12 protein-coding genes and 1 tRNA gene are annotated in these 15,651 nt (G+C 66.5%); 5 read left to right on the top strand and 8 right to left on the bottom strand.

The window, feature by feature from the left end; all coding sequences use genetic code 11:
- The first annotated feature begins 202 nt into the window (after positions 1-202).
- Entirely contained in the window at positions 203-463 is a 261-nt protein-coding gene (locus V7E00_RS08605) for a hypothetical protein (protein WP_333572206.1), read from the top strand.
- A 126-nt stretch (positions 464-589) separates the two neighbouring features.
- Positions 590-3,334, top strand: coding sequence for a preprotein translocase subunit SecA (secA, locus tag V7E00_RS08600; protein WP_333572205.1), 2,745 nt, complete (start codon positions 590-592; stop codon positions 3,332-3,334).
- Between the two features lie 100 nt (positions 3,335-3,434).
- On the opposite strand, the gene V7E00_RS08595 is transcribed toward secA, so the two are convergent.
- From V7E00_RS08595 to V7E00_RS08585, 3 genes are all read right to left on the bottom strand, one after another.
- A complete protein-coding gene (locus V7E00_RS08595) occupies positions 3,435-4,034 on the bottom strand; it encodes a CC0125/CC1285 family lipoprotein (protein ID WP_333572204.1) in 600 nt (199 codons plus the stop codon).
- A gap of 132 nt (positions 4,035-4,166) precedes the next feature.
- Positions 4,167-4,682 carry a phosphoribosyltransferase gene (locus V7E00_RS08590; RefSeq protein ID WP_333572203.1) on the bottom strand — a complete coding sequence of 172 codons (516 nt, stop codon included), beginning with the start codon at positions 4,680-4,682 and terminating at the stop codon, positions 4,167-4,169.
- Complete coding sequence (locus V7E00_RS08585; protein ID WP_333572202.1) at positions 4,682-5,698, bottom strand: adenosine deaminase; 1,017 nt, start codon at positions 5,696-5,698, stop codon at positions 4,682-4,684. Before V7E00_RS08585 ends, V7E00_RS08590 begins: the two co-directional genes overlap by 1 nt.
- A gap of 83 nt (positions 5,699-5,781) precedes the next feature.
- Between V7E00_RS08585 and V7E00_RS08580 the strand changes: the two genes are divergently transcribed.
- Entirely contained in the window at positions 5,782-5,967 is a 186-nt protein-coding gene (locus V7E00_RS08580) for a KTSC domain-containing protein (RefSeq protein WP_333572201.1), read from the top strand.
- Between the two features lie 3 nt (positions 5,968-5,970).
- Here the strand turns inward: V7E00_RS08580 and V7E00_RS08575 are convergent.
- From V7E00_RS08575 to moaA, 3 genes are all read right to left on the bottom strand, one after another.
- Positions 5,971-6,045: transfer RNA gene (locus V7E00_RS08575), tRNA-Asn, on the bottom strand.
- Positions 6,046-6,129: 84 nt separating this feature from the next.
- The gene (locus V7E00_RS08570; protein WP_333572200.1) at positions 6,130-6,906 is read right to left on the bottom strand and encodes an NAD kinase; all 777 of its coding nucleotides are present in this window, start codon (positions 6,904-6,906) and stop codon (positions 6,130-6,132) included.
- Positions 6,903-7,919 carry a GTP 3',8-cyclase MoaA gene (moaA, locus tag V7E00_RS08565; RefSeq protein ID WP_333572199.1) on the bottom strand — a complete coding sequence of 339 codons (1,017 nt, stop codon included), beginning with the start codon at positions 7,917-7,919 and terminating at the stop codon, positions 6,903-6,905. Before moaA ends, V7E00_RS08570 begins: the two co-directional genes overlap by 4 nt.
- Before the next feature lie 79 nt (positions 7,920-7,998).
- Between moaA and V7E00_RS08560 the strand changes: the two genes are divergently transcribed.
- Positions 7,999-9,984 (top strand): putative bifunctional diguanylate cyclase/phosphodiesterase, encoded by a 1,986-nt coding sequence (locus V7E00_RS08560; RefSeq protein WP_333572198.1) that lies wholly within the window; start codon positions 7,999-8,001, stop codon positions 9,982-9,984.
- Positions 9,985-9,999: 15 nt separating this feature from the next.
- On the opposite strand, the gene V7E00_RS08555 is transcribed toward V7E00_RS08560, so the two are convergent.
- A complete protein-coding gene (locus tag V7E00_RS08555; RefSeq protein ID WP_333572411.1) occupies positions 10,000-11,466 on the bottom strand; it encodes a methyl-accepting chemotaxis protein in 1,467 nt (488 codons plus the stop codon).
- 279 nt (positions 11,467-11,745) lie between these two features.
- Between V7E00_RS08555 and V7E00_RS08550 the strand changes: the two genes are divergently transcribed.
- Positions 11,746-12,153, top strand: coding sequence for a YybH family protein (locus tag V7E00_RS08550; protein WP_333572197.1), 408 nt, complete (start codon positions 11,746-11,748; stop codon positions 12,151-12,153).
- A 6-nt stretch (positions 12,154-12,159) separates the two neighbouring features.
- Here the strand turns inward: V7E00_RS08550 and mfd are convergent, their stop codons facing one another.
- Positions 12,160-15,633, bottom strand: coding sequence for a transcription-repair coupling factor (gene mfd / locus V7E00_RS08545; protein ID WP_333572196.1), 3,474 nt, complete (start codon positions 15,631-15,633; stop codon positions 12,160-12,162).
- Between the last annotated feature and the right edge of the window lie 18 nt (positions 15,634-15,651).

The raw sequence follows: 15,651 nt of genomic DNA, 5'->3' as shown, positions 1-15,651 counted from the left end.
TGCTTTTGGTAATCGCCTTGCAGGATCGTCGGTGCACGGACACGGGGTGGGCGCAATTGATGACTGTTGCACCGCGACGCGTGGTGCCGAACTCGTACAGCAGCCCTAGCTTTTGATTAGACGAACCGTGCGTCGGTCCCTATGTGTCGTGCGTTGCTGCCCGTCGGTTGCGACATCAACACCGTGTACCACAGGGTTTCGCTTGGAACTGCTGCTGCTCCTCACTGCGTTTTTCGCGAGCCTGACCGGCGGGTCGGGTGACCGTGGATTGCGTCCGGTGCAGGGTGTGGCGGTGGTGCGTCTGGCGGAAGCGGCGCAGGCGGCGGTTCAGCCCTCGCGCCACATCGTCGCTGCTGCAGCGGCCCTGCCGGCCCTTTCCCGCGTCATCGCGCTTCCGGTGTTTCACCTTGCCGCCGCGCCGCGGCCTGCGCTTCGCCTCGCCTTCGAGCAGCGGCGCGAATAGCCTTTTCGGCCCGGGCGCCGGGCCGCTTTTCCTTCCGTCGCCGCGCGCATGGCGCGGCACGCACACGATGGCTCGGCCGGTTCCGGCAGCCGTCGCGCACCCCATCCTAACAGGTCAGGAATTCGCATGTTCGGCGGTATTGCCAAGTCGCTTTTCGGTTCGTCCAACGATCGCTACGTCAAGTCGCTCAAGCCCATCGTCCAGAAGATCGCCAGCTTCGAGCCCGCGCTCCAGGCGATGAACGATGACACGCTGGCCGCGCAGACGATCAAGTTCCGCGAACAGCTCGCCAACGGCGCCAAGCTCGATGACCTGCTGCCGGAGGCATTCGCCACGGTGCGCGAGGCGGCCCGCCGCGTGATCGGCCAGCGCCACTATGACGTGCAGATGATCGGCGGCATCGTGCTCCATCGCGGCGAGATCGCCGAGATGCGCACCGGCGAAGGTAAGACGCTGGTGGCGACGCTCGCCACCTATCTCAACGCGCTGCCGGGCGACGGCGTCCACGTCATCACCGTGAACGACTATCTCGCCCGCCGCGACGCGGAGTGGATGGCGCAGGTCTATGGCTTCCTGGGCCTCACCACCGGCGTGATCGTGCCCAACCTCTCCGACCAGCAGCGGCGCGACGCCTATGCCTCGGACATCACCTACGGCACGAACAACGAGTTCGGCTTCGACTATCTGCGCGACAACATGAAGTACGACCGCGCGAGCATGGTGCAGCGCCCGTTCGCCTATGCGATCGTCGACGAGGTCGATTCGATCCTGATCGACGAGGCGCGCACGCCGCTGATCATCTCCGGTCCGACCGACGATCGGTCCGAGCTGTACATGAAGGTCGATGCCGTCGTGAAGCAGCTCGATGCTTCGACCTACGAGAAGGATGAGAAGCAGCGTACCATCGTGCTGACCGAGGAAGGCACCGAAACGGTCGAGCGGCTGCTCGAGGATGCCGGGGTGCTGGTCGGCGCGAACCTGTATGATTTCGAGAACACCCAGGTCGTCCACCACCTGAACCAGGCGTTGCGTGCCAACGTGATGTTCAAGCGCGACACCGACTATATCGTCAAGGACGGCAAGATCGTCATCATCGACGAGTTCACCGGCCGCATGATGGACGGCCGCCGCTGGTCGGACGGCCTGCACCAGGCGGTGGAAGCCAAGGAAGGCGTGAACATCGAGCCGGAGAACCAGACGCTCGCCTCGATCACCTTCCAGAACTATTTCCGCATGTACCCCAAGCTGGGTGGCATGACCGGCACCGCATCGACCGAGGCGGCCGAATTCTACGACATCTACAAGATGAACGTGGTCACCATCCCGACCAACCTGCCGGTGCAGCGGATCGACGAGGAAGACACCTTCTACAAGTCGACCGAGGACAAGTTCGCCGGCATCGCCAAGACGATCAAGGCACATGCCGAGCGCGGCCAGCCGGTGCTGGTCGGCACCGTCTCGATCGAGAAGTCCGAGCTGCTCTCCGAATTCCTCCATCGCGAGGGTGTGAAGCATGAGGTGCTCAACGCCCGTTTCCACGAGAGCGAGGCCCATATCGTCGCGCAGGCGGGTCGCCTGGGTGTGGTGACCGTCTCCACTAACATGGCGGGCCGCGGCACCGACATTCAGCTGGGCGGCAACGTCGAGTTCCGCGTTGCTGACGAGCTGCGCGACATGCCGGACGGCCCCGAGCGCGATGCCGCGATCGAGCGGATCAAGGCCGAGGTCGCGGAGGAGAAGGAGAAGGTGAAGGCCGCCGGCGGTCTGTTCGTGCTCGGCACCGAGCGCCACGAGAGCCGCCGGATCGACAACCAGCTGCGCGGCCGCTCGGGCCGCCAGGGCGATCCGGGCCTCAGCCGCTTCTATCTCAGCCTCGACGACGATCTGCTCCGCATCTTCGGCTCGAACACCTTGTTCTCGCGGATGATGCGCTCCAGCCTGGAGGACGGCGAGGCGATGCCGCCGTCGCGCTGGCTCAGCAAGGCGATCGAGACCGCGCAGCGCAAGGTCGAGGCGCGCAATTACGACGTGCGCAAGCAGGTCGTGGAATATGACGACGTGATGAACGATCAGCGCAAGGTGATCTACGAGCAGCGCGCCGACATCATGGACGCCGATACGGTCGGCCATGTGGTGGAGGACATGCGCCACGAGACCGTGAACGCGATCGTCGGCGAGGCCTGCCCGCCGAACAGCTATCCCGAGCAGTGGAACATTGCAGGGCTGAAGGAGCGTCTGGCAGATACCCTCAACCTCGACCTGCCGGTCGACCAGTGGATGAAGGACGAGGAAGCGATCGATCCGGAGATCCTGGAGGAGCGCATCCGCGCGGCGGCCGACGCTGCGATCGCCGAGAAGGCGGCGGATCTCGAGCCGGAAACCTGGACCTCGATCGAGAAGTCGATCCTGCTCCAGAACCTGGATCATCACTGGAAGGAGCATCTCGCGATGCTCGACGCGCTGCGCCAGGTCGTCCACCTGCGTGCCTATGCGCAGAAGACGCCGATCAACGAGTACAAGCACGAGGCGTTTTCGATGTTCCAGCGGATGCTCGACACGATCCGCGAGGACGTGACGCGCACCATGGCCTTCGCCCAGTTCCGCATGGCGCCGCCGCCGGAGCTGCCGGAGCTGCCGGCGTTCCTGACCACCCATATCGATCCGCTGACCGGGATGGACAACACCAATGACTGGGACGGCGGCTCGGCCGGGCTGGTCACCACCCGCCTGCCACCGCTCGGCATCCCGCAGCCCGCGGGCGACGACTATGGCACCGATCCGTCGCAGTGGGAGGGCGTGGTCAGCCGCAACGCGCCGTGCCCGTGCGGTTCGGGGCTGAAGTACAAGCACTGCCACGGCCAGGTGGCGTAACCACCTGCGTTCCCCTCCCGCTTGCGGGAGGGGGGCACCAAAGAAAAGGGCGGCGCCGGTGTCTCCGGCGCCGCCCTTTCTGTTTCTCCGTAGGCCGCGATCAGCGGGTCTGCGGCATCTGGATCTTCGGCCCCAGCCGTTCCTTCACCTCGCGCGCGTCGAAGGCGCGGATGTTGTCGGCGGGCTTGGGACCCTTGCCCATCACGATCTCCGCCATTGCCTCATAGCGATCCACCGTGCGGATATCGACGTTGCGATCGAAGAAGGGATCGCCCCAGAACGGGTCCCAGCTGCGCCAGCCCCAGCGCGGGCTGTAGTAGCGCCAATACGGGTTCCAATAGCCCCAGGGGCCACCAAAACCCGCGCCGCCGACGCCCGGCGTCGCATAGGTCTGGGTCTTCTTTTCCGTATCGCGATTTGCGAGCAGGAAATAGTCGTAGCCGCTCTGCAGGGTCAGCTCCGCCGACCGGTAGAGCAAATAGCGTTCCACCGTTTCGCGCGAGGTCAGGCTGTTGCCCGAGAAGCTCACGCGAAAGCGATTCTCTTCGATCTGCTCGTCCGAATAGCCGTTGCGCACCGATCCGCTCGCCGAGGCGGGCTGGTAGGGCGTGGCGGTCATGCACGATGCGAGCGAGAGGCTGCCCGCGACCATCAGGCCGAGTGCTGCCAGCCGCCGGCCCTTCTGTGATGAAATTGGCATTGTTCCTCCGACACTTCCAAACAGTAAACGTCGCCGCATGCCCCTCGAACGCGCGAGCCGGCGAAACTCTCCCGCGCATTCTCGCGATGAGGCGTGGCACAGGTGCGATTGACGGTTGCTGAACAGCGGCTGTCAAGCAAGACGATCGGGGACTTCGCGCGCATCCTTGTCGAGCGAAGTCTGGGGCGCCATGGCTTCCCAGGGGAAGACGAACCAATCCTTCTGCACGGCCCGATCGATCGTCTGCGCGCCATAGTCGATGCGCTGGGACGAGCGGACATTGTCGAGCAGCACCGCAAAGCGAACCTGCCCGGCGACGGCGCCCTGGGCCGCCAGCGCGGCGCGCAGCTCGCCGATCGTCTTGCCGCTGTCGTTGATGTCCTCGACGAACAGCAGCCGCTCACCGTCGCGGGTGCGCTGCGCCAGCACCGCGACCAGCGCCTCGCCGAACTGCGCGATCCGGGTCGAATGGTCGATCGACACGAGCGGCAGCCCGATACGGTGCGAGAGATAGACCGCCGGCGTGAGACCGCCGCGCCCCACGCCGACGAGAAGGGTGGGGGACCATTCTGCCACCGCCTCGGCGATCGCGTGGACGCCGGCGACGAGCTGCTCATGGGCGAAGTGCGTGAAGACGATCTCGCCCATCACGCCATCTCCGCCACCCAGGCGTCGATCGCCGCGCAGTGGGCCGCAACCGCCTCGTCGGGCAGGAACGAGCCCAGGAAGCTGTTGCGGGCCAGCGTGGCGAGTTGCTGCTTGCTCAGGCCGCGGCCACGGGCAACGGCGCGGTAGTTCTCGCCGACATAGCCGCCGAAATAGGCAGGATCGTCCGAATTCACGGTGGCGCGAAGACCCAGCTCGAGCATGCGATCGATCGGGTGCGCGTCGATGGTCTCAACATTGCACAACTTCACGTTGGACAACGGGCAGACCGTGAGCGTCATGGCCGAGCGCGCCAGCCGGGCGACCAGCGCGGGATCGTCGAGGCTACGATTGCCATGGTCGAGCCGGTCGACCTGGAGCAGGTCCAGCGCCTCATGGACATAGGCAGCCGGGCCTTCCTCGCCGGCATGGGCGACGCGCTTCAGGCCCTTCTCCGCCGCTGCCGCGAACACCCGGGCAAACTTCGACGGCGGATGGCCGAGCTCGGAGGAATCGAGGCCCACGCCGGCGATGCGATCGAGCCAGGGTTCGGCCTCGGCGAGCGTCTTGAAGGCATCTTCCTCGTCGAGATGCCGCAGGAAGCAGAGGATCAGCTGCGAGGTGATTCCCAGCCGCGCTTCGGCCTCCGCCATGCCGGCCAGCAGCCCCTCGACGACGGTACCCATCGTGATGCCGCGCGCGGTGTGGGTCTGCGGATCGAAGAAGATCTCGGCGTGGCGGACGCCGTCCGCGGCGGAGCGCTCGAAATAGGCGAGCGCAAGGTCGCGGAAGTCCGCCTCGGTGCGCAGCACGTCGGCGCCGGCATAATAGATGTCGAGAAAGTCCTGCAGGTTCGAGAACTGATAGGCAGCACGCACCGCCTCGACGCTGTCATAGGGGATGGCCACGCCGTTGCGGCGGGCGAACTCGAACATCTGCTCGGGCTCGAGGCTGCCTTCGATGTGGAGATGGAGTTCGGCCTTGGGCAGGCCGGCGATGAACGCGTCGAGATTTTCCATCGCCCCACCATCGCAGCGCCCCCGCCGAGTCGCAAGCGCAACGCCGGACGGGTGCGTTGCGTTTGGTGCACATGTCCTCAAGCGTGATTCGCAACTGGAGCTATGATTCGGACGCGCGGCGGCTGGTCCTGCTGTTCACGAGCGGACGACGCTATTGCTATCTGAATGTACCGGAAGGCGTGGTGGCGGGGCTTGCCGCAGCGGGATCGAAGGGAAGCTATTTCAACCGGCAGATCCGGGAATGCTTCGCCTTCGAACCGGCAGACTAGAGATGGCTCCCCGAGTAGGATTCGAACCTACGACCATTCGATTAACAGTCGAATGCTCTACCGCTGAGCTATCGGGGACCACTCTGGTCAACCCCTCGGCGGTGGGTCACCGCGTCGGGAGGCGCGCCTTTAGCACCGGGTTTTCGAAAGGCGCAAGGGGTCTTATGCAATAAATTGTTCCATCGTTATCCGATCGTCCAATGCGTGCTCCGGATCGAACAGCAGCGTGAGGTCGCGCATGCGGTCGATCTCGACATGGACGTGGGCGACTTCGCGGATCTCGCGCTGGTCGGCGACCGCGCTCACGGGGCGCTTTTCGGCCTCCAGTACGCGGATATCGATGCGAGTCTTCTCCGGCAGGATCGCGCCGCGCCAGCGCCGCGGGCGGAAGGGGCTGATCGGGGTGAGGGCAAGCAGCGCCGACCCGAGCGGGAGAATCGGCCCCTGGGCGGAAAAATTATACGCCGTCGAGCCCGCCGGCGTCGCGACGAGGATGCCGTCACACACCAGTTCGGGAATCACGATTCGGCCGTTGATGGTCACTTCCAGCTTGGCCGTCTGGCGCGTTTCGCGGAGCAACGAGGCTTCGTTGATCGCGGGCAGGACGCAGGTTTCGCCCTCCACCGTTGTCGCGGTCATCGCCAGCGGCGCCACGCGGAAGGGACGGGCACGCTCGAGCCGCTGGGTGAGGCCGTCCAGCCCCCAGTCGTTCATCAGGAAGCCGACCGTGCCGAGATTCATCCCGAACACGGGCAGCAGCCGTCGCCGTTCCAGCATGGCGTGCAGCGTCTGCAGCATGAAGCCATCGCCGCCCAAGGCGACGACTTCCTCCGCCTGGTCGATCGGCACCCAGTCATAGGTCTGCCGAAGTTCCTCCGCCGCGGTTTGCGCCGGGGCGGTGGGAGAGGCCAGCAATGCACGCGGCTTGGTGGCGCTCATCCGCCGGTCACGCTCATGTGGCGGGCAACCGCAGGCGCGGCGCCGGCCTCGATGCGGAAGTCATGCCGTTCCGGCTTTGCGGCCAGCGCCCGGTCGATCGCCTCGTCCACCGCTTCCAGCCCGCCCTCGCGAATCGCTGCCTTCAGGTCCACCGAATCCTCATGCCCCAGGCACATGTGCAACCGTCCGTCGGTCGAGAGCCGAACGCGATTGCAGCTTGCGCAAAAATTGTTGGTCAGCGGCGAGATCAGCCCCAGCCGGCTGTTGCTCCCGCCCACACGCCAGTATCGCGCCGGTCCGCCGCTGTCGTGCGAATCGGCCGTAAGGTCGAAGTCGCCCTTCAGCCTTGTCAGCACCTCCGGCAGCGGCAGGAAGCGATCGGCGCGGTCCTCGTCGATCATGCCCAGCGGCATGGTCTCGATCAGCGACAGGTCCATGTCGTTGGCTGCCGCCCAGGCGAGCATCGGCGCGATCTCGTCTTCGTTCAGGCCGCGCAGTGCCACCATGTTGATCTTCACGCGCATTCCGGCGGCCTGAGCCGCGGCGACACCCGCCAGCACCTGCGCCACATCCCCATGGCGGGTGATATAGCGGAAGGTCTGGGGATCGCGGCTGTCCAGGCTGACGTTGATGCGGCGCACACCGGCGGCGGCCAGATCAGCGGCGAAGTCGGTCAGGCGCGTCGCGTTGGTGGTGAGGGTGAGCTCGCGCAGGCCATGGCCGATCCGCGCGCCGAGCTGCTGCACCAGCGTCATCATGTTGCGGCGGACGAGCGGTTCGCCGCCGGTCAGGCGGATCTTGGTGACGCCGCGATCGACGAACCGGCGGGCGATCGCCGCCAGCTCCTCAAGGCTGAGTACGGCGTCCCGCGGGAGGAAGGACATGTGCTCCGCCATGCAATAACGGCAGCGCAGATCGCAGCGGTCGGTCACGGAGATACGCAGATAGCGGATCGCACGACCATGGCGATCGACCAGCGAGGGCGGCGTCGCAAGGGCGGGGGCGCTGGCCATAGCCTTCGAGGTAGGGCGTTCGCCCGCGGTGCACAAGGCTTGGATAGCCGAGCGCGCATCGAGCCGCTATCGAAGCCTTATGGAAGAAGGTTTCACGATCGTCCCGACGACAGCGCCCGCGCCGGAAGTTCCCGTCTTCGTGCTTTCTTTTCGGCAGCGCGACGAAGTGGCGGCGGCGGCGGCGGGAGGCGGCTGGCGGGTCGTGGCGGCGCGGCGCAGCGAAGGGCTGGAAACGCGTTTCCTGGCGAGCGGCGCCTCCGTGGCGGTGATCGATGCACGCGGTGCGATGACCGAGGGGCTGGACGCGGCGCGGCTGCTCGGCCCGACGATCAAGGCCTATGGCGCGGCGCTGCTGATCCTCGTGTCGCAGAGCGACACCGTTCACATGGGTCGCTTCTACGAGGCGGGGGCGACGCACTTTCTCGGCAGCCCGATGTCCTCCGCTGCGATCGCCCATGCGATCCGGTTCGCCGAGCGTTATGTCGAACGGCTTTCCGGCTGGGCGGGGCAGGGAACGAGCACGTCGAACCCGTTGGGCTGGCGGTTCGATCCGGCCGCAGGCTCAATCGAACTGACGCCGGCACTGGCACAATTGCTCGATCTGCCCGAGGCGCCGGGCCCGCGGGCGTTGTTCGGCCGGCTTGCGCTGTCCGACCGGCGGCTCGCCTGGGCCGCCCTGCGGCGGTTGCGCGAGGCGGGATCGACTGCCTTCGCGCATGATCTGCCGGGCAAGGGCAGGGTGGTGCAGCATCTCCAATATGACGCGGAAACCGGCCAGATTGATGCCCTGGTCGAGCCGCTGGGCATGACGCCGGATGCCGGGGCGGCGGTTCGCGACGTGTTGACCGGCGCGCGCGATGCCCCCAGCGCGCGGCGCTGGATCGATCGGGCGATGGAGAAGGGGCAGCGGATCGGCCTGGTGCTGGTAGGGCTTACCCGCTTCGACACGATCAATACCGCCTATGGCCGGCCGGCCGGCGACGAGCTGCTCCGCGGTGTCTCCCGCCGCGTTGCCGAGGCAGCACGCGAAACGCTCGGCTCGGACGTGGTGGTGGCGCGGATTGGCGGATCCGATTTCCTTGCGGCTGCGGTGGATCCCGGCACGCCCGCGCTGCGCAATGCCGCGCGGCGCATCGAGGAGGCGCTGGCGCGCCCGTTCGTCGCCGCGGGCGAGCTCGTCCATCTCGGCGCCAAGGTGGTGCTGACGGAAAGCGTTGCGGGCGACGGCGCGGCCAGCCTGCTGCGCCGGGCGAGCGAAACCCTGCTCGGGGAAGGCGCAGCGCGGCCGGGAAGCGGCCCTTCGATTGAGTCTCTGATCGGGGACTTGCGACGCGGCATCGAGCGTGGTGAGATCGGCGTGTTGTTCCAGCCGCAGGTTGCCGTGGCGACCGGCCAGATCACCGGCGTGGAGGCGTTGGCGCGCTGGCAGCACCCCCAGCATGGCGAGATCGGTGCCGAACCGCTGTTCGCGGCGGCAGATCGCGCCGGACTGTCGGGCGTGCTCAGTGAGCATGTCCAGCGTCGCGCGCTGACCATCGCGGCGCATTGGCCGCGATCGCTGGCGACGCTGCGGCTGTCGATCAACGTCACCGCGGGCGATGTGGGGCGCGCGGGCTTCGGCGAGAGCCTGCTGCGCTGGGTCGATGCGACGGGTTTTCCGCGCCACAGGCTCACGCTGGAGATCACCGAAAGCGGCATCATGGCCGATTTGAGCGACGCGGCGGCGCTGCTTTCGGATCTGCGCACGGCGGGCTGTCGCGTCGCAATCGACGATTTCGGCACGGGCTATTCCAGCCTCGCCTATTTGAAGGCGCTGCCGCTCGACTATCTGAAGATCGACAAGAAGCTTTCGCACGAGATCACCGGCTCCGCGCGCGACCGGATCGTGGTGCGCGGGGTGATCGACATGGCCCGTTCGCTGGGCCTCGCGGTAGTCGCGGAAGGTGTGGAGACGGAGCAGCAGCTCGACCTGCTGGCCAAGGAAGGCTGCCAGTATTTTCAGGGCTTCCTGTGCTCGCCGCCGATCGACGTGCCGGCGCTCGCCGCGCTCGTGCGCGACTGGTGAGCGCCGGCCACGGGCTTAAAGGTCCGGCCGGATGAGCGCCGGCACCGCCGCTGCGGGCAGCGGCCGGTAGCCGCCGAAGCGCGCGCCAGTCTTTTCCGTCCGGAACTGCGAGGCAAGGCTGGCGAGCTCGCTCACCTCGTTCGCGAGGTTCTGCGCGGCGGCCGAGGTCTGCTCCACCATCGCGGCATTCTGCTGGGTGGATCGGTCCATGGCGCCCACAGCGTTGGAAATCTCGCTGATCGCGGTCGACTGCGCGCCGTTGTCGGTCGCCATGCTGCCGAGAAGGTCATGCACCTGGCTGACATTGCCGGAAATATCGGCGAGCGCGCCATCGACCTTCTGCACCGCATCGACCGCCGTCACGATCTCCGCTTGGGTCATGGTGAGCTGTTCGCGTGCACGGCCCGCCTCTTCCTCGGCGCGCATCGCCAGCGCCGAGACGAGATCGGCGACGACCGCGAAGCCGCGTCCCGCCTCACCTGCACGGCCTGCCTCGACGGCGGCGTTCATCGCCAGAACGCGTGTCTGGAAGGCGATCTTGTCGACACCTTCGATGACGCTGTCGATGCCCTTGGCGCTCTGGGAGACGCGCGTCATCGCCTGGACCGCTTCGTCGGCAGTCGCGCGGCCAAGGCCGATGACGTCGATCGCCTGATCCGCCCGTTCAACCGTGTGGCGAGCGGCCTCGGCCGTCGAACGGGAGCGCGCGTCCATCTGCGAAACGGCAGCGGTCGTTTCCTCCAGGCTCGCGGCATTGCCCTGGGTGCGGCGCGAAAGATCTTCGGCAGCTTGCGAGATCTCGTTGATGCCCGAGCGGATGCGCATCGTGCCGTCGCTGACCGAGGCAATCATCTCACGGATGCGGTTCAGCGTCTTGTTGTAGCTCTTCTCCAGCGCCGCGAAGCTCGTCGGCAACCCGCCAAGCTCATTGGTCAGGTCGCCGTCCGCCAAGGCGTTCAGCGCCTTCTCGAACGCGGCGATTGCAGCCTCCCGCTCGGCCTGCGCTTCCTCGAAGTAGATCGAGAGCGATACTTCCATGTCGAGCAGCGCGGCCTTCACCAGCGCGATGGTCGCCTTCTCCGAACTGGGGCCGCGAAACAGGCGTAGCATGCGCTTGAACGGGTTGTTCAGCCGGTGCACACCGGCGATCAGGCCCTGCAGCACGATGGCATAGCTGCCAACATACCAGCGCGGCTCCAGCCCGATCCGCGCATGGGTGGCGCCGATACGACGGGCGCTAGCGTGATAGTCGGCGTTGAACTCGCCGGCGGCGATCCGGGCCCAGTGCTTCTGCTGCGCGGCCTTGGCAACGCCCATATGGGCCTGGTCGCGGAAGAAGCGGGAGGTCTCGGGGGTGGCGGCAGCGCGCGCATAGAAGCGATCCAGCGCGTCGCCCAGCGTCGCCTCGACCCAGGGCTGGGTGGCACGCAGCGTGGCACGCTGGGCCTCGTCCAACTCCATGAAGCTCAGCCGCGACGTCATCTGTTCGGGCACGTGGCCGATCCTTTCCTGTCCTTGAAACATGGTCGGCCGCTGGTACGGCAAACCATTCTTAAGCATCATAGTATGGTCCAAGGGACGGGTGGGCCTGGTAAGTATAATTCCGGTGTGTGCAGATTCTTGGTACCGCAAGTCGCGATATGCCTTGTGAAAACGATTGTTATTTATAGTATTCGCGGCGCATCGTTTGTAATATCAAGAAGAATAGATGCGATATTCATGCGGGCACGACGTTCAACAGCTGGTGAAGGGAGTTAACGAATGATTTTGCTGGGATTGCTGATGATGGCGGGCGGTGTCGACGAGAACGCGATCGACAAGGCCATCGCCGGAAGTGTCGCTGGATGGAATGCTGGTGATGTAGAGCGATTTATGGAGGTTTATTCAGAAAATCCCGATACCAGCTTCGTAGCTGACGAAGGGGTGGTGCGCGGCAAGACGGCGATGATCGCCCGATACCGCGCGAAATACGACTTTTCGGATCCAGTTAAGCGCGGAACGCTTGCCATCGAGCGTCTCGACTATCGCCCGCTCGGGCGTGACTATGCCCTGTACATTGGCCGCTACACGCTGCGCTATCCGGACGGGCACAGCGCTTCCGGCCCCACCAGCCTAGTGCTGCACCATGAGGCCGGCGGGTGGAAGATCATCGCCGACCACAGCAGCTGAGGCAAATCAGCCCGCGGCGCGCGCAAGCCCGCGCGAAAGCTGCAGCGCGCCGTGCAGCCGCGCCGCCGGGTTGGCCCAGGCGCGGTTGATCACCAGCTTCATGTCGGGCCGCAGCCGCGCGGTCTCGCCCAGCTTCTCGACATAGGCAATCAGCCCGGCGGGGTTGGGGAAGTGGTCGTTGTGGAACGACACCAGCGCGCCCTTCGGCCCCAGATCCAGCTTGGCGATGCACGCCTTCTTGGCGTTCAGCTTGGTCTCGATCAGGCGCAGCAGGTTGTCGGTCGGCTCGGGCAGCTTGCCGAAGCGGTCGATCAGCTCGGCGGCGAAGCTCTCGATGCCATCGGTATCCTCCACTTCGTTGAGGCGGCGATAGAGGCCCATGCGCAGGTCGAGATCGGGGACATAGTCCTCGGGGATCATGATCGGCGCGTCGACGGTGATCTGTGGCGACAGGTCCTTCGGGCGGCTGTCGTCTCGGATGCCGCCGGCCTTGGCGTCCATGATCGCCTCTTCCAGCATCGACTGGTAGAGCTCGTAGCCGACTTCCTTGATATGCCCCGACTGCTCGTCGCCCAGCAGATTGCCGGCGCCGCGAATGTCGAGATCGTGGCTGGCGAGCTGGAAGCCCGCGCCCAGGCTCTCGAGGTCGGACAGCACCTTGAGCCGCTTTTCCGCCGCCTCGGTCATCTGCCGCTGGGGCGGGGTGGTCATGTACGCATAGGCGCGCGTCTTGGCCCGGCCGACGCGGCCGCGCAGCTGGTAGAGCTGGGCGAGGCCGAACTTGTCCGCGCGGTTGATGATCAGCGTGTTGGCACTCGGGATGTCAAGCCCGCTCTCGACGATGGTGGTCGAGACCAGCACCTCGAACTTGCGGTCATAGAAGGCGGAGATCCGTTCCTCCACTTCGGTAGGCGACATTTGGCCGTGCGCCACGACATAGCGGACCTCGGGCACCTCGTTGCGGAGGAATTCCTCGATCTCGGGCAGGTCGGCGATGCGCGGGGTGACGAAATAGCTCTGCCCGCCGCGATAATGTTCGCGGAGCAGCGCCTCGCGCAGCACGACGGGGTCCCAGGGCATCACATAGGTGCGCACCGCGAGGCGATCGACGGGCGGCGTCTGGATCACCGACAGCTCGCGCAGCCCGCTCATCGCCATCTGCAGCGTGCGCGGGATCGGCGTGGCGGTGAGGGTGAGGACGTGGACGTCGGTCTTGAGCGCCTTGAGCCGCTCCTTGTGGGTGACGCCGAAGCGCTGCTCCTCGTCGACGATGACGAGGCCGAGCCGCTTGAACTCGATATTCTTCGCCAGCACGGCATGGGTGCCGACGACGATGTCGATCGTGCCCGCGGCGAGCCCGTCCTTCACCTTCTTGGTCTCGCCGGCGGTGACGAGACGCGAAAGGCGGCCGATCTCGAGCGGGAAGCCTTCAAAGCGCGTCTTGAAGTTGTTGTAATGCTGGCGGGCGAGCAGGGTGGTGGGGCACACCACCGCCACCTGCATGCCGGCCATCGCCGCGACGAAGGCGGCGCGCAGCGCGACCTCGGTCTTGCCGAAGCCGACATCGCCGACGACGAGCCGGTCCATCGGTCGGCCCGCGGCGAGATCGCCGAGCACATCGCCGATCGCACGATCCTGGTCGTCGGTTTCCTCGAAGGGAAAGCGGTCGACAAAGGCGGGGTAGCCGCCATGATCGGGCTCGGCGATCTCGGCGCCGCGGGTGGCGCGCAGGGCTGCGGTGGCGATGAGTTCGCCCGCGATCTCGCGGATGCGCTCCTTCATCCGCGCCTTGCGGCGCTGCCACGCCTCGCCGCCCAGCCGGTCGAGCGCAGCGCCTTCCTCGCCCGAGCCGTAGCGGCTCAGCACTTCGAGATTCTCGACCGGCACGTAGAGCTTGTCGCCGCCGGCATATTCGAGCGCGACGCAGTCGTGCGGCGCCTTCTGCACCGGGATCTGGGTCAGCCCCTCGTAGCGGCCGATGCCGTGATCGAGGTGGACGACGAGGTCGCCGGGGGAGAGCGTCGCCAGTTCCTGGAGGAAGGCGTCGGTATTCTTGCGGCGCTTGGCGCGGCGCACGAGCCGGTCGCCGAGCATGTCCTGTTCGGTGAGCACCGCCACGTCGGGCGTGGTGAAGCCATGGTCGAGCGGCAGCACGAGCAGCGCGACCTGCAGCCCGCTGCCGTTTGGATTGGCGACGCCGAGTGCGGGCTGCCAGCCATCGACCGGCACCGCGCCGGTGAGGCCGTGGTCTTCGAGCAGCCCCTTCAGCCGCTCGCGCGCGCCGATCGAATAGCTGGCGAGCACGGGCTTCTTGCCCTGGCTGCGCAGGGCCTTGAGGTGGGCGACCACCGCTTCATAGACGTTGCTGGCAGCGGCGCGCTCGGGTGCGAAGTCGCGCGGGCCGTCGACGCCGAACTCGACGACATGGGCCGATTCGGGCTCGTGGAACGGCGTCGCCAGATGCATCGGCTGCGCATCGACCTGTGCCTGCCATTCCTTGGCGAGCAGATAGAGGTCGCCGGCCTTGAGCGGGCGATAGCTGCCCGGATCGGCCGACTGCGCGCGGATCCGGTTCTCCTGATAGTCCTTGATCGCCTCGAAGCGCTGCTCGGCGGCAGCCGGCGTGCCGCTGTCACGGATGAGCACGGCGTTGCCGGGCAGATGATCGAACAGTGTTTCCAGCCGCTCCTCGAACAGCGGCAGCCAATGCTCCATCCCGGCGAGGCGGCGGCCCTCGCTGATCGCTTGGTAGAGCGGATCGCCGGTTGCGGTGGCGCCGAAGCGGTCGCGATAACCGCTGCGGAAGCGCTTGATGCTTTCCTCGTCGAGCAGCGCCTCGCTGGCGGGCAGCAGGGTGAAGCCGTCGACCCGGCCGGTCGTGCGCTGGTCCTGCGGATCGAAGGTGCGAACGCTTTCGATCTCGTCGCCGAAGAAATCGAGCCGCAGCGCCTGCTCGGCGCCGCTCGGGAACAGATCGACCAGGCCGCCGCGCACCGCGAACTCGCCATGGTCGTTGACCGTCTCGACGCGGACATAGCCGTTTGCCTGGAGCAGCGCGGCGAGCTTATCGAGGCCGATCCGTTCGCCCGGCGCGAGGCGCGCGACCAGCTGGCGAATGCGAAACGGCGTCAGGGTGCGCTGCGTAGCGGCGTTGACCGTGGTGACGAGCAGGCGTGGCGCCTCGCTCTTGCCCTGAAGCGCGTGGAGCGTCGCCAGCCGCTCCGCCATCACCCGCAGCGTCGGGCTGGCGCGATCGTACGGAAGGCAATCCCACGCCGGATAGCTGAGAACCTCCAGCTCGGGCGCGAAGAAGGTCGCGGTACTCGCAACCGCCCGCATGCCCGCCTCGTCGGCGGCGACGAACACGGCCATCCGGCTCGCGCGCGCAACATCCGCCAACATCCAAGGCAGGAAGCCGCTCGGTACGCCGGCAAGCGTCAGCGGGTGCTTGGCGGAAAGGATCGTCTTCAGGTCGGGCATGGGGTCTCGTTCGGATCG

The organism is Sphingomonas sp. (assembly GCF_036731925.1).
Taxonomy (GTDB): Bacteria; Pseudomonadota; Alphaproteobacteria; order Sphingomonadales; family Sphingomonadaceae; genus Sphingomonas.
This window is presented reverse-complemented; position numbering and strand designations above follow the sequence as displayed.

Coding starts and splice junctions, on each gene's coding strand:
- secA (WP_333572205.1), top strand. CDS start 590: ATGTTCGGCGGTATTGCCAAGTCGCTTTTCGGTTCGTCCAACGATCGC.
- V7E00_RS08595 (WP_333572204.1), bottom strand. CDS start 4,034: ATGCCAATTTCATCACAGAAGGGCCGGCGGCTGGCAGCACTCGGCCTG.
- V7E00_RS08590 (WP_333572203.1), bottom strand. CDS start 4,682: ATGGGCGAGATCGTCTTCACGCACTTCGCCCATGAGCAGCTCGTCGCC.
- V7E00_RS08585 (WP_333572202.1), bottom strand. CDS start 5,698: ATGGAAAATCTCGACGCGTTCATCGCCGGCCTGCCCAAGGCCGAACTC.
- V7E00_RS08570 (WP_333572200.1), bottom strand. CDS start 6,906: ATGAGCGCCACCAAGCCGCGTGCATTGCTGGCCTCTCCCACCGCCCCG.
- moaA (WP_333572199.1), bottom strand. CDS start 7,919: ATGGCCAGCGCCCCCGCCCTTGCGACGCCGCCCTCGCTGGTCGATCGC.
- V7E00_RS08560 (WP_333572198.1), top strand. CDS start 7,999: ATGGAAGAAGGTTTCACGATCGTCCCGACGACAGCGCCCGCGCCGGAA.
- V7E00_RS08555 (WP_333572411.1), bottom strand. CDS start 11,466: ATGACGTCGCGGCTGAGCTTCATGGAGTTGGACGAGGCCCAGCGTGCC.
- V7E00_RS08550 (WP_333572197.1), top strand. CDS start 11,746: ATGATTTTGCTGGGATTGCTGATGATGGCGGGCGGTGTCGACGAGAAC.
- mfd (WP_333572196.1), bottom strand. CDS start 15,633: ATGCCCGACCTGAAGACGATCCTTTCCGCCAAGCACCCGCTGACGCTT.